Origin of the sequence: uncultured Coprobacter sp. (assembly GCF_947855755.1) — a bacterium.
Classification (GTDB): domain Bacteria; phylum Bacteroidota; class Bacteroidia; order Bacteroidales; family Coprobacteraceae; genus Coprobacter.
In genome coordinates this window covers 115,302-129,464 of sequence record NZ_CANUAR010000001.1, presented here as the reverse complement: position 1 = coordinate 129,464, position 14,163 = coordinate 115,302, and the positions used below count along the sequence as shown (strand labels likewise).

The following is a 14,163-nucleotide window of genomic DNA, read 5'->3' as shown; positions in this document are numbered from 1 at the left end:
TTGTCTCGGGTATGAGTTAAGCAAGTTCTATATTGTTTTACTATAATTTTTGTATCATGAAAAAAAATGTGAGTTTGTTGTGTGAATGTATCCCGTTTGTATGATATATTTCAGGGTTAGATGGCGGTCAATCGCTTTTGTTTCGGTAGTTACATTATTGAATATTTGGGTCTTCGCTAATGGCGATTATTTGTAAATGAGAGTTTTTATAGAAATAGTAATTAAAAATAAGAAATATGGATATAAAGAAACTGTTGATACTTATTGCTTTGATTTTACCGGGTTGGCTATTGGCTCAGAATTATGCGGATTATAAATTGTATGCATCCTATAATTTTGAACAAGGTACGGCGGAGGACAACCAGTCCAATACGAGCATGGAGCTAAAAGGGGCGAGGATCGTCGATGATCCTGTTCGAGGAAAGGTGCTTTCATTTGACAGAGTTAAGTCTCAGTATGCAGTGATAACGCCTGCACCTGTTATAGGGGATACGTTGTCGCTTTCTTTCTGGTATAAACGCAGCTCTTTCGATGACGATGTGCAATGGAAACAGATTTTTGAATTTTATAGTTCCACTAATGGCAGTAATATTTATTTGATGCCGATATATGATGATAATTCAAGTGGTATTGTTTCTTCTGCCAATAAGATCAATAATGGTATTTGGGAGCTGTTGTATGGTCCTCGAATAGAAAAGGATAATACATGGCATCATATCACTTTGGTAGTTGCCGGGACTTCTTGGAATTATTATCTGGACGGTAAGAAAGTAGGTTCGAAAAAGATCTTGGCTCCTATATCTTTGTTGGATCTGACACATCTTTATTTCGGTGTGAATCCCGATCGTTCACCGCGTCCAAATACCGGATCGATAGATGATATCAATATCTACCATTATCCGTTGAGTGCGAGCCAGGTAGCTCAAATATATGCGGGAGAAGCCATAACGGAACCTCTTTCGGAAGGCCCTATAACTTTCCTTTTCGATAATGATCTGAAAGAGGAAGGCGGACGCATCGCTATCGAGGGGTCAGGATATTCATTTGAAGAGGATTCACAGAGAGGCCAGGTCGTAAAGTTGGAAGCAGGCGGACAGTTGCAGTTTTCCGATAATATCATCCCCGATGAAGCTTCGACGTTGAATTTCCTGTATAAGAAAGAGTCTATTGACGATGCAGATCATGGCAAATATATTTATCGGGCTTTTAAGGATGAAAACAACGGCTACGGCCTTAAGATAAAGGTTGATGGGGACGCGGCCTATGTGGTTTTGGAGACTATTGTAGAAGGGGAGAAGACCGAGACGGTGGGCAGTGAGCTTTTAGAGTCCGGAAAATGGAATGCGATAAGTGTAGTGCATGCGGTAACCCCCAGAATCATTATACGCGTTTATCAGAACGGTAAACAGACCGCAGCGAAGGTAGCGGTAAATCCTTATAATTTGGGTTTTGATAAATGGAGTTTAGGTGGAAGTACGGCATCTGAGAGTGCCGGAGGACTTTATGATGAGTTGATGGTCGATGATTATGCGATGGATGTCGAAGATGTTGCCTATTACTATTCATCGATGCTTATGTCGCCGGTCGAGATAACTGTTAACTGTTCAAATGAATATCAGACAATACGAAATTTCGGATCGTCAGATGCCTGGAATGCCGATTGGTTGGGTCGACTTTGGCCTGAAGCGAAGAAAAATCGTCTTGCGGAACTGCTTTTCAGCAAAGAACTGGATGAAAATGGGAATCCGAAAGGTATAGGACTCTCTTGTTGGCGGTTCAATATCGGTTCGGGATCGGCAACGCAAGGCGATGATGCCGGAATGGGTGATTCGAAACGTACCGAGTGTTTCTTGAACCCCGACGGAACTTATACATGGGAGAGACAGACCGGACAGCTCTGGTTTCTTAGAAAGGCGGCTTTGGAATATGGAGTGGAAGATCTTTTGGGATTTATGAACTCTCCACCTATATATATGACGAAGCATGGGTATGCCTATAATAAGGACAATGGATCGAACTATATCCTTGCAGAGGATAAATATGATGATTATGCGTTGTTTACCGCAGAGGTTGTAGATCATTTTGATAAGGAGGGTATTCATTTCGATTATATCAGTCCGATGAATGAACCGCAGTATGCTTGGACTGGGGGGCAAGAAGGATCGCCGGCCACCGATCAAGAGATTGCGGATGTGATAAAAGCGATGAGCAGTGCGTTCGCAGAAAAACAACTGACAACGCAGTTGACTTTTGCTGAGGCCAGTTTTCTCGGTAGTGCAGAGACTCAGATTCCGAAATTTTGGGGAAATGAGCAACCGACGATGAAGGTTGCGGGATTACCGAATGTTTCTAATATCGTATCTGCTCATAGTTATTGGGCTGACAAAGATGCTCAGGGCATGTATGATACTCGCGTTAATTTTAGGAAAGCTATGGATGCAATAAACCCATCACTCGAATATTTTCAGTCGGAGTACAGTCTTTTAGACGGTGGGTACAGTTGGGGGCATCCAGGTTCAGAAGGGGGATTCAGTGAAATAGAATGTGCCATCTCCTTAGCCCGTATGCTGCATGTCGATTTGGTGGTAGCCAATGCTACCGGATGGCATTGGTGGACAACTTTTGAATCGGGTGATCATTATGGAGAAAGCCGCTTTGCTTTAATTGAAGCTCCGACAGTAAAAGATCTTAATGATGGTTTTATTCACGGAACAAAACTCCTTTATACATTAGGTCAATATTCCCGATTCGTACGTCCTGGAATGAAGCGGGTGGAAGCGAAACGGTCAGATAATTTAAGTGTTGTCGATGCGTTGAAGAACGATATGTATTCTTCGTACATTAATGAGGAAACGCAGCAAGTCGTAATTATTGCGACAAATTCGAGAACTGTGAAAAGGCCGTTTACGTTTAAGGTAGAGAATATATCAGGTAATACAGACTTGGAGTTTACGCCTTATGTGACTTCAGAGGATGACAATATGAAAGCTTATCCTAAGATTAAAGAAGGCGATGTGTTTACGATACCCCCTCTTTCAGTAGTAACATTTGTGTCGGGTTCAGGAGATATTTCTTCTGTTACAACGGTAAAAGAGGAAGATAAAAATACGGATATTCATATTCGGCCGAATCCGGTTGGGGATGAAGCTACGGTTAGCTGTGGGAGTTCTATAAAAAATGTCACTTTATATGATGTTTACGGAAAGCCCGTTTATCAGCAATCGGATATAAATGATAAAATCTGTAAATTATCTTTGTCGGGTTTGTTGGCTGGTATATATGTTATAAAAATAGAGACAGATAATGGTTATAATACACAGAAGGTGATAAAGAAATAATGGTTTTATAGACTGTTTAAAATTTTATTTGGAATGAAATTTTAAATGAACTTTTAGAATCCCGGAATTTCCGGGATTCTTTTATTATTTCTACTTCTAAACAATTTATCTCATAATTTGTTTTAAGTAATAAATCGACATTTATTTACATAATAAAAATAGAATTATGGGAAAAAAAGGAGTTGAAATTCTTACATTAGATGTAAAGAGTTTGATCGATGTTCTGAATCAGGCATTGGCAGAAGAATGGTTGGCATATTATCAATATTGGGTAGGGGCACGTGTAATGAAAGGTCCGATGCATGATGATATTGAAAAAGAATTATTGAAACATGCAGATGAAGAACTTGATCATGCAAAACTATTGATTGACAGAATTATTCAATTGGATGGGACTCCGGTTTTGTCACCTGAAGAATGGTTTAAATTAGCTCATTGTAAATATCTTCCTCCCGTAGATCCTAATATTGAGGCTATATTGAAACAGAATCTCGGATCAGAAAGATGTGCCATTCAGAGATACGAAGATATCGCTAATTTCACTAATGGAAAAGATTTTACGACTTTCAATATCGCTACTCATATTCTTGCAGAAGAATTGGAGCATGAAGAAGATATTGAGTCATGGTTGGAAGATATGCGTATTTTCCGCCAGGAAGTTTGCAAAGCTTAATATGTTGGGGTGTTTTTGATGAAGAAAAGACTTTGTCTGAGTGATCGGGCAGAGTCTTTTTGATATTGTTTGCAGATAAAAATCCTGATTTATTTTATGAATATGAAAAATAGTTTTTAAGTTTGTATTCGTAAGCTTTCTAATACGGAATAGAGAATGACCTTGATAAATAATAAAAATATATTTGTTCGTATATTTCGATTTTATGTAGACGGATTCAGAAATATGACTTTGGGTAAGACCTTATGGACAATTATTCTGATTAAATTATTTATTATGTTTTTCGTACTGAAGCTGTTTTTTTTCCCTAATATTTTAAATGCAAATTTCAATACTGATGAGGAGCGGGCCGAGCATGTAGGCATGGAACTTACGTTTCCTGTTCCTGAAAGCAGATAAATACTATAAATTATAAACGTCTAAGTTATGAATGATCTATTTTCTGTTGTAGATTGGTCGAGGGCGCAATTTGCTTTGACGGCCATGTATCATTGGCTTTTTGTTCCGTTGACGTTGGGGCTGGGAGTTATTGTCGGGATTATGGAGACAATTTATTATCGTTCTGGAGATGAACGGTGGAAACAAATGACAAAATTCTGGATGACTCTATTCGGAATAAATTTTGCCATTGGCGTTGCAACCGGTATTATTTTGGAGTTTCAGTTCGGAACGAATTGGTCTAATTATAGTTGGTTTGTCGGTGATATATTCGGAGCTCCGTTGGCTATCGAGGGAATTATGGCCTTTTTTATGGAATCGACTTTTATTGCAATTATGTTCTTCGGATGGAATAAGGTGAGCAAAGGCATGCATTTGGCTGCTACTTGGTTGACAACTTTGGGTGCTACGATTTCGGCTTTGTGGATATTGGTAGCCAATGCTTGGATGCAGTATCCGGCAGGAATGAAATTTAATCCCGATACCGTCCGCAATGAAATGGATAGTTTTGCAGATGTCGTATTATCGCCTGTTGCAATCAATAAGTTTTTTCATACCGTATCTGCAGGTTGGGTATTCGGGGCTATATTCGTTGTCAGTATTAGTGCTTGGTATTTATTAAAGAATAGAGAACGTTTTATGGCTGTCAAAAGTATGAAAGTCGCTTCATGGGTCGGGCTTATAGGAATGATTGTTGTTGCTTATACCGGAGATGGGTCGGCGTATCAGGTTGCAGAGAAACAACCGATGAAACTTGCAGCTATGGAAGGGGTATATCATGGAGAAAATAGACAGGGATTGGTCGCTTTCGGCATTCTTAATCCTGAAAAAAAGAGTTATACGGACAATATCGATCCGTTTTTATTCGAGGTGAAAATTCCCGGACTTTTGTCTTTCCTCGCTACTCGCCATATTGACGGTTTTGTACCGGGAATTAATGATATTATCGATGGTGGGTATGAGATGAAAAATGCAAAGGGAGAAGTGATTATCGCCCCTTCTGCGCAAGAACGTATCGAAAGAGGGAAATTGGCTATTAAGGCATTGTCCGATTATAAAGTAGCTCAAAAAGCCGGAGATAAAGCTGCCATGGAAGAAGCAGGGAAACGATTGGAAGAAAATTATTCTGATTTCGGATATGGGTATGTGACCGATATGGAACAATTGATACCGCATGTTCCTTTTGTCTTCTATTCGTTTCATATTATGATTACGTTAGCATTTTTCTTCATTGCGCTTTTTCTATTGATATTGGCTTATATCTCTAAAGATAAGTTGGATAAGGCCAAATGGGTACTATGGATCTCTCTCTTATCTCTTCCTTTGGGATATATCTGTCTGGAATCGGGATGGATTGTTGCGGAGATGGGACGTCAGCCTTGGGTGATACAGGATATTATGCCTACGTTTGCTGCAGTATCGAAAATTCAGACATCTGCAGTGCAGACGACATTCTGGATGTTTGCCGTTCTTTTTACGGTATTGCTTGTTGCCGAGATTGGAATTATGTTGAAACAAATAAAAAAAGGACCTGTTCAAAAATAGAAGATTATGGAACTGAATGAATTTTTTTACCAGCATTATTGGTGGTTTATTATTTCGCTGTTAGGGGCGTTATTGGTGTTCTTACTTTTTGTGCAGGGTGGGCAGACTTTACTGACGACTATTGCCAAGAAGCCGATAGAGAAGACTATGCTCGTTAATTCTTTAGGTAGGAAATGGGAGTTTACGTTTACGACTTTGGTGGTGTTCGGAGGGGCTTTTTTCGCATCGTTCCCATTATTTTATTCTACGAGTTTCGGAGGAGCGTATTGGTTATGGATGGCTATTCTTTTTAGTTTTATCATACAAGCTGTTTCTTACGAATATCGTTCTCGTAAAGGGAATCTTTTGGGAACGAAAGTATATGACATATTTTTATTGATTAACGGTGTTGTCGGAATCATTTTATTAGGGGTTGCTGTCGGTACTTTTTTCAGCGGTGCTGATTTCAAAGTTGATAAAGAAAATCTAATGGATATATATCAGCCTGTAATTTCTACGTGGGTAAATCCGTATCATGGATTAGAAGCGATAGCCGATTGGCGTAATCTTTTGTTAGGAGTGACTGTTTTCTTTTTGGCAAGAGTTCAGGCCTCGCTTTATTTTATGAATAATATTGCGGACGAAACGATCTTTAATCGTGCTCGTCGGCAAGTATTGATCAATGCAGTACCTTTTGTCGTGTTGTTTCTTATATTTGTTGGTGTAACGCTTACAGCCGACGGTTATGAACTGAATCCTGTAAATGGAGAAGTGTTTGTGAGAAAATATAAATATTTCTTTAATTTGATAGAGATGCCTTGGGTTGCGGTTATGTTTCTGATTGGTGTCGTGTCGGTATTGTATGCAATTATACGAGCAGCATTTTCCAAGACATGGATTTGCGGTATTTGGTATAGCGGTATTGGGACAGTGTTAGTCGTTTTGAGCCTATTCTTCTTGGCAGGTTATAATAATACTCCGTATTATCCTTCTGCTGTTGATTTGCAAAGTTCTCTGACGATTTATAACAGTTCATCGAGTCTCTTTACTTTAGAAGTAATGACTGTCGTCTCTTTCTTAGTTCCTTTTGTTTTAGCTTATATTGTCTATGCGTGGAGAGCTATGGACAAAAAGCCTATTACCGAACAGGAAATGGAGAGTGGGGAACATACTTATTAGAAATTTATTGTCTTAAAAAGCGGAATCGCTGAAAACTAAATGGTTTTCGGCGATTCCGCTTTTTAAGAGCAAGTATTTATCCGATTTTTATACCCGAAAATCCCATGAAAGCCATAGCTAAAAGTCCTGCTACCACTAAAGCGATAGGAATTCCTTGCATAGCTTTAGGAACTTTAGTCGTACTCAATTGTTCTCGGATACCGGCGAATAAAACCATTGCCAATGTGAAGCCGATAGCGGTCGAAATGGCGAATACGACAGATTCCATCAGATTATAATCTTTTTGTATTACCAAAATAGCAACTCCCAGAATGGTGCAGTTGGTGGTAATCAAAGGGAGAAAAACTCCTAATGCCTGATAAAGCGGAGGAGATACTTTCTTCAGAATAATTTCTACCATTTGTACCAATGCCGCTATTACTAAAATAAAGGTTATGGTCTGCATAAATTGTAATCCGGTAACATCCAGCAGATATTTTTGCAACAAGTATGTGACGATTGTTGCAATTGTCATTACAAACGTTACGGCAGCCCCCATTCCGATTGCAGTGCTTACTTTTTTAGAAACTCCCAAAAAAGGGCATATCCCTAAAAATTGTGCCAGTACGATATTATTGACGAATATGGCGGTAATGAATATGGATATATAGGTAATCATCTCTTATTTGGTTTTAAGTTTGTTAACAATGAGAATGAGATATCCCAGCACGATAAAAGCTCCCGGAGCAAGGACGAAGAGTAAAGCTCCGTATTGTTCGGGGAAAATTGTAGTGCTGAATATTTTTCCTGTACCTAAAAACTCCCGTACAGCACCTAAAAGAGTCAGTGCTCCGGTAAATCCCAAACCGATACCTACACCGTCGAGCATCGAATCGAATGCGTTGTGTTTTGCCGCAAATGATTCGGCGCGACCTAATACGATGCAGTTTACTACAATTAGAGGAATAAATAATCCGAGACTTGCGTATAGTGCAGGGACATAAGCTTTCATGCACATTTCTAGAATAGTAACGAAAGCTGCGATTATCACAATAAATGCCGGAATACGGATTTTATCGGGAATGAAGTTTTTTACTGAAGATATAGCTACGTTCGAACAAATCAGAACAAATGTTGTCGCCAGTCCCATTCCCATTCCGTTTTCTGCGGATGAGGTCGTTCCCAAAGTAGGACACATCCCCAATAATAGAACAAATGTCGGATTTTCTTTAATAATTCCGTTTAGTATGATGCTCATTTTATTCATAATATCATCTCCTGTTTATTTGGTATGCGCTTTAGATGATGCGCCGCTTTGTGCGTCGGTTCGATTCATATAAGCATTATAAGCTGTTTGTATGGCATCCAGAAATGCTCTTGAACTAATAGTTGCAGCAGTGATAGCATCTACGCTTCCACCGTCTTTGCTTACCGTCAAGCGGTCGGTTGCAGGGTTCTTACCTAAAATATTTTGATTGTTTTTGTCTGTTCGAAACCACTCATCCATTTTAGACCCTAATCCCGGAGTCTCTGCATGTTTCAAAACTCTATAATTACGTATTGAACCATCTGCATTAAATCCTACCATGATTTTTATTTCTCCTCCAAAACCCTTTTTCGTGATTGCTTCTACTGCCGCGCCGACTTTTTTACCTCCTTTTTTTGCCGGGAAAACGGTAACTTCCAAACTGTCCGCTCCGATTTTCAGCGAATATTTATCCTCGATCGGTGAATTATCAAATTCCGGAGCTACCATTTGTATGGCCTCTATTTGCTGTTTCTGTTCTGCTTCGGCAATAGGTTTTTTGGTGATGTTGTACACATATCCCAATGCCGCTCCGACAATCAGAGTGATGACCGTCAAGACGATAAGCATATTTAAAAATGTAGATTCTGTTTTAGCCATGTTTTACGACCTCCCCGAAACGTTTAGGTTTGACATACATATTAATTAACGGTGTGAAAGCATTCATAATCAATATAGCGAACGACATTCCTTCGGGATAGGCAGCCCATTGGCGGATAATGACCGTTAAAAGTCCGATAGCGACACCATAAATGATCATTCCTTTGGGCGACATTGGTGATGTAACGTAATCGGTAGCCATGAATATCGATCCTAACAACAGCCCTCCGGTAAGAAGTTGGGTCAGAGGATCTATGCCTATTAAAAGAGAGAAGAGTGCGACGGTTGCCAATATCGATACCGGAATGTGCCATGTAATGATTTTTTTCCATAACATATAAGCAAAACCTAAAAGTAGGGCGATTGCCCCGATTTCACCGAGACTACCTCCGACATTTCCGAGTAATAAATCTAAAGTCGTGTTTTCTATCGGCATACCTTGTTTTAACATACTAAGAGGTGTCGCACCTGTTGTCGCATCCAGATAATGTGTGTTGAACGCCTCCGGTTTTGGCCATGTTGTCATTTGTACGGGAAAAGAAATCAATAGAAATACCCTCCCTACTAATGCCGGATTGAAAATATTATTTCCCAATCCTCCAAACGACATTTTCCCGATCCCGATAGCGACCAATGCTCCTATGATGATGATCCATATCGGAAGATTTGAAGGGACATTGAATGCTAATAAGACCCCGGTAAGAATTGCTGATCCGTTAGAAATAGTTACTTTTCCTTTTAAAATGTATTTTTGAATCAGGTATTCGAATAAGACACATGCCAATACCGATGTAACGGTCACGATCAATGCTCCTAACCCGAAAAAATAGAGCGCTACAAGAAATGCCGGAATCAAGGCGACCAGAACACCGTACATACATCCTTCTACAGAATTTCCGCTATGAATATGCGGTGAAGGTGATATTATAAATTTTTTATCCATAAATTAAAGAATTTCTTTTTGTTATTTTTTGACAGCCCGGTTACGGATAATATTTCCGACTTTACTTTTACCTAAACGAATAAAATCGAGTAAGGGACGGTGTGCCGGACATGTATAGCTACACGAGCCACATTCAATACAATCCATGACGTGTTCTTTTTCCGATTTTTCCCAATCGGCAAAATCCGATAATTTCGCTAAAAGATTGGGTTCGAGTCCCATCGGGCAAACAGCTACACATTTTGCACAGCGAATACATGGCGACATCTTTTTTCTTTCGGCTTCTCGGTTTTGAATAAGGAGAATACCGGAACATCCTTTTGTCGTCGGTATATCTGTCGATACCACCGCTTTTCCCATCATAGGACCTCCGGATACGATTTTTTCGGTATCGTCAGGCAATCCTCCGGCAGCATCGATCAATTGTCCGATAGGAGTTCCTATTCGTACCAGAAAATTAGACGGAGATTCTAACGATTTCCCTGTTACGGTTACTATACGTTCGAACAGCGGTTTATTCTTTTGTATCGCTTCATATACTGCAAATGCCGTACCTACATTTTGTACTACAGCTCCGGTAGCGATAGGTAATCCGCCACTTGGAACTTGACGGCGGATAATAGCATCGATCAGTTGTTTTTCACCTCCTTGAGGGTATTTTACTTTTAGCGGACAAATTGTGATTCCGGGATATGAAGACACCAGACTTTGCATCTTGGATATAGCGTCTTTTTTATTATTTTCTATTCCGATTACCGCATGTTCTACTCCAACCGCTTTTTTCAATATCATAATTCCGACGAGAATCTCTTCGGTTTTTTCCATCATCAATTGATGATCTGAAGTGAGATAAGGTTCACATTCTACAGCATTTATAATCAGTATCGATGCTTTCGTTCCCGGAGGCGGAGACAGTTTTACTTGAGTAGGAAATGTTGCTCCTCCAAGTCCTACGATACCGCAATCACTGATTCGTTGTATTATCTCTTTGTCACTAAGAGTACACTCTTTTTTCAGAGTTTTACTGCGGTCAATGCTTTCTTCCCATTCATCACCTTCAACATCGATAAATATTGCCGGGCGTTTGTAACCTGACATATCGGTAATTTGATCTATTTTTGCTACTGTTCCGGAAACAGAAGAGTGAATATTGGCGGAAACAAAACCTCCGGCTTTTGCCAATAACGTTCCCACTTTTACCGAATCACCTTTGTTTACGACAGCTTGAGCCGGAGCTCCTATATGTTGTCCTAAAAGAATTACAGCTTGTTTGGGAAGAGCTGCCGTTTGTATGGTTTTTCCGGCAGATAATTTATTTTCCGGTGGATGTATTCCACCTATCCGAAATGATCTTAACATATATATTATGTTTATAATTGGATTCTGATTTGATAATTCATAATGGTTATTTTCAGGTTTATACTTCGGATGTTACCGTAGTTTCTGCCGGTTTTCGGAGAGGAAAGTTTATTGCATGAATTGCTCCGGTAGGACATACGGTTTCGCATTTACGGCATAAACGACATTTGTTATCATCTATATATGCGAGATTATTTTCTACAATAATCGCATCGAACGGGCATTCTTTAGCACATTTCCCGCAGCCAATACATGCGGTTGTACAGGCTTTTCGTGCTATGCCACCTTTGTCTTTGTTCATGCAACTGACAAATATACGGCGTGATTTAGGTCCTTTTTTCCGCAATTCGATAATCATTTTAGGGCACGCTTTTACACATGCTCCGCATGCTGTACATTTTTCGTCATCGATTTCGGGTAGTCCGGTTTCAGGGTTCATCTGTATAGCCCCAAAAGTGCAGGCTTTTACACAATCTCCGTTTCCCAAGCATCCGAAAGAACATCCGGTGTCGCCTCCGTAAAGTGAAGCTTCGATAGCACAACTTTTAGCCCCATCATAAATATTCGTTTTAACTCTGTTGTTACAAGTGCCGTTACAACGGATTACAGCGACTTTGGGAGTGTCTTCGATTACTTCTTTACCTAAAATTGCAGCAACTTTGATCATAACGGGAGTACCCCCTACGGGGCATAGAAGACCTTCTAATGATTCGGCTTTGACGCAGGCATCTGCAAAACCTTTGCATCCGGGGTATCCGCATCCTCCGCAATTAGCTCCCGGAAGCACCTCTTCTACTTGCCCGTTTCGAGGATCTTCGTACACCTTAAATTTTTGTGCGACAAAATACAGGATAACAGCGCTTATTGCCCCGATTGCTCCAAGTGAAAGAGTCGCGATTAATACTAAATTCATGTGTTTGTTCTATTTAAAGTTTAAGTCGTTCTGTTTATTCTTTCTCCAATGTGAATATGAAATCTTTTCTTAGTTTGCTTTTACGAAAATATAGAACTGTGTAATAGGGTATTAGAGCTATGATTGATAAAATACCGGATAGCAATTCATTTACAGAAAAAGCGTATGCAATGCAAAGTATTCCGAAAAGACAAAAAAACGGATATATGATTGCCAGCTTTAAAGCCTTTCGGCTCATTGTTTCGTTTCCGACTACAAAAACACGGTCTCCTGTTTTTATGTCGTATCCCGAACAAACTGTTTCAATAATTTTTTCTTGTTGATCTGCTATCGTACAAGCTGCTTTGACGTGACATCCTGAACATGCGGAATGTTGTATGATTTTTACATAAGCAATACCGTTTTCAATTCGTTCTACGATACCTTCGTGTTTTATAGTATTATTCATTTTGCTATCTCGACATTGCAATTATGGGGCAAATATAGAAAATTTTTATTTCTTTGTATCTTATATTCGTACAATAAATGTGTAAAAAATGACGATTTTTATTTGAGAAAATAATTTTAGCTTATATCTATATTATATTAAAAGCCAGTCTGAATTTTTTATCAGGTTATAAAAAAAGAATCCGATTTAAGGTTAAATTTACGGTATTCCATGAAAAAATATTCGTATCTTGCAACGTTTTATTTTAATAAATGATTTATGAGAACATACTTGGTAACGGGAGCAGCCGGGTTTATTGGTGCAAATTTTGTAAAGTACATGCTTAAAAAGTATGAAGATATTCATATAGTTATTTTAGATAAGTTGACTTATGCCGGTAATTTAGGGACGATAAAGACCGAATTGAAAGATCCTCGTGTAAAATTTGTAAAAGGAGATATCGGCAATGAAGAATTGGTTTCTTATATTTTTGCAGAAAATGATATAGATTATGTTGTCAATTTTGCTGCCGAATCTCATGTAGATAGAAGTATTACAAACCCTCAGTTATTTTTACAGACAAATATTTTGGGAACTCAAAATCTGTTGGAATGTGCTAAAAAAGCATGGATGACAGGTAAAGATGCAAATGGTTACCCGACTTATCGCGAAGGTAAAAAATATTTGCAGGTATCTACTGATGAGGTATATGGATCATTAAATAAAGATTTTGTAGATCCTCAGCCTTTGGTTATTAAAGATGAAGCGGTGAAGTCTGTTGTGAAAGGACGTTCGGCAATACATACCTACGGTAAGTATTTTTTTACGGAAGAAACACCTTTAGATCCGCGTTCTCCATATTCATCTTCAAAGACAGGTGCCGATTTGATTGTTAGAGCATATCATGAAACATATAAATTTCCTGTAAATATTACTCGTTGTTCGAACAATTACGGTCCGTACCATTTCCCGGAAAAATTGATACCCTTGATTATTAAAAATATTCTTGAGGGTAAAAAGCTGCCGGTATATGGTAAAGGTGAGAATGTTCGCGATTGGTTATATGTCGAAGATCATGCTAAAGCAATTGATATGGTATTGAATTCGGGAAGAATAGGAGAAGTGTATAATATAGGAGGATTTAATGAAGAACAAAATATCAATATTGTAAAGCTGATTATCGATACTGTCGTGCGTTTAATGAAGGAAGAACCCCATTATCAAAAAGTTCTTAGAACCGATATTTCGAATATAAATTATGATTTGATTATTTATGTGGGAGATCGTTTGGGGCATGATATGCGTTATGCGATAGACCCTTCGAAAACAGCGAAAGAATTAGGCTGGTATCCGGAAACTCCATTTACAGAGGGGATAGAGAAAACGATTCGTTGGTATCTTGAAAATCAGGATTGGGTTGAGGAAGTAGCCAGTGGAGATTATCAAAAGTATTATGAACAAATGTACGGACATAAAGATTAAGA

13 protein-coding genes are annotated in these 14,163 nt (G+C 39.0%); 6 read left to right on the top strand and 7 right to left on the bottom strand.

Annotated features, from left to right (window positions below):
• The first annotated feature begins 236 nt into the window (after positions 1-236).
• From Q0093_RS00485 to cydB, 5 genes are all read left to right on the top strand, one after another.
• Positions 237-3,338: a glycoside hydrolase gene (locus Q0093_RS00485; protein WP_297927991.1), complete on the top strand. Its 3,102-nt coding sequence runs from the start codon at positions 237-239 to the stop codon at positions 3,336-3,338.
• A gap of 166 nt (positions 3,339-3,504) precedes the next feature.
• Positions 3,505-4,011 (top strand): ferritin-like domain-containing protein, encoded by a 507-nt coding sequence (locus Q0093_RS00480; protein ID WP_009316473.1) that lies wholly within the window; start codon positions 3,505-3,507, stop codon positions 4,009-4,011.
• 156 nt (positions 4,012-4,167) lie between these two features.
• On the top strand, positions 4,168-4,410 hold the full coding sequence (locus tag Q0093_RS00475) for a DUF4492 domain-containing protein (protein ID WP_297927989.1): 243 nt from the start codon (positions 4,168-4,170) through the stop codon (positions 4,408-4,410).
• Between the two features lie 27 nt (positions 4,411-4,437).
• Positions 4,438-5,994: a cytochrome ubiquinol oxidase subunit I gene (locus tag Q0093_RS00470; RefSeq protein ID WP_022602773.1), complete on the top strand. Its 1,557-nt coding sequence runs from the start codon at positions 4,438-4,440 to the stop codon at positions 5,992-5,994.
• Positions 5,995-6,000: 6 nt separating this feature from the next.
• Positions 6,001-7,152, top strand: coding sequence for a cytochrome d ubiquinol oxidase subunit II (gene cydB / locus Q0093_RS00465; protein WP_009316476.1), 1,152 nt, complete (start codon positions 6,001-6,003; stop codon positions 7,150-7,152).
• Positions 7,153-7,228: 76 nt separating this feature from the next.
• Here the strand turns inward: cydB and rsxA are convergent, their stop codons facing one another.
• The 7 genes from rsxA to Q0093_RS00430 are packed head-to-tail and all read right to left on the bottom strand — an operon-like array spanning position 7,229 to position 12,700.
• Positions 7,229-7,807: an electron transport complex subunit RsxA gene (gene rsxA / locus Q0093_RS00460; RefSeq protein ID WP_297928226.1), complete on the bottom strand. Its 579-nt coding sequence runs from the start codon at positions 7,805-7,807 to the stop codon at positions 7,229-7,231.
• Between the two features lie 6 nt (positions 7,808-7,813).
• Positions 7,814-8,398, bottom strand: coding sequence for an RnfABCDGE type electron transport complex subunit E (locus Q0093_RS00455; RefSeq protein WP_297927986.1), 585 nt, complete (start codon positions 8,396-8,398; stop codon positions 7,814-7,816).
• A 15-nt stretch (positions 8,399-8,413) separates the two neighbouring features.
• Positions 8,414-9,037: an RnfABCDGE type electron transport complex subunit G gene (locus tag Q0093_RS00450; protein ID WP_297927984.1), complete on the bottom strand. Its 624-nt coding sequence runs from the start codon at positions 9,035-9,037 to the stop codon at positions 8,414-8,416.
• Positions 9,030-9,980 (bottom strand): RnfABCDGE type electron transport complex subunit D, encoded by a 951-nt coding sequence (locus Q0093_RS00445; protein WP_297927982.1) that lies wholly within the window; start codon positions 9,978-9,980, stop codon positions 9,030-9,032. The genes Q0093_RS00450 and Q0093_RS00445 overlap by 8 nt, the downstream gene beginning before the upstream one ends.
• 21 nt (positions 9,981-10,001) lie before the next feature.
• A complete protein-coding gene (rsxC, locus tag Q0093_RS00440) occupies positions 10,002-11,339 on the bottom strand; it encodes an electron transport complex subunit RsxC (protein WP_297927980.1) in 1,338 nt (445 codons plus the stop codon).
• A gap of 58 nt (positions 11,340-11,397) precedes the next feature.
• Positions 11,398-12,252, bottom strand: a complete 855-nt coding sequence (locus tag Q0093_RS00435) for a Fe-S cluster domain-containing protein (RefSeq protein ID WP_297927978.1) — start codon at positions 12,250-12,252, stop codon at positions 11,398-11,400.
• A gap of 34 nt (positions 12,253-12,286) precedes the next feature.
• Complete coding sequence (locus tag Q0093_RS00430) at positions 12,287-12,700, bottom strand: SoxR reducing system RseC family protein (protein ID WP_297927976.1); 414 nt, start codon at positions 12,698-12,700, stop codon at positions 12,287-12,289.
• A 258-nt stretch (positions 12,701-12,958) separates the two neighbouring features.
• Between Q0093_RS00430 and Q0093_RS00425 the strand changes: the two genes are divergently transcribed.
• Positions 12,959-14,161: a dTDP-glucose 4,6-dehydratase gene (locus Q0093_RS00425; protein WP_297927974.1), complete on the top strand. Its 1,203-nt coding sequence runs from the start codon at positions 12,959-12,961 to the stop codon at positions 14,159-14,161.
• Positions 14,162-14,163 lie beyond the last annotated feature (2 nt).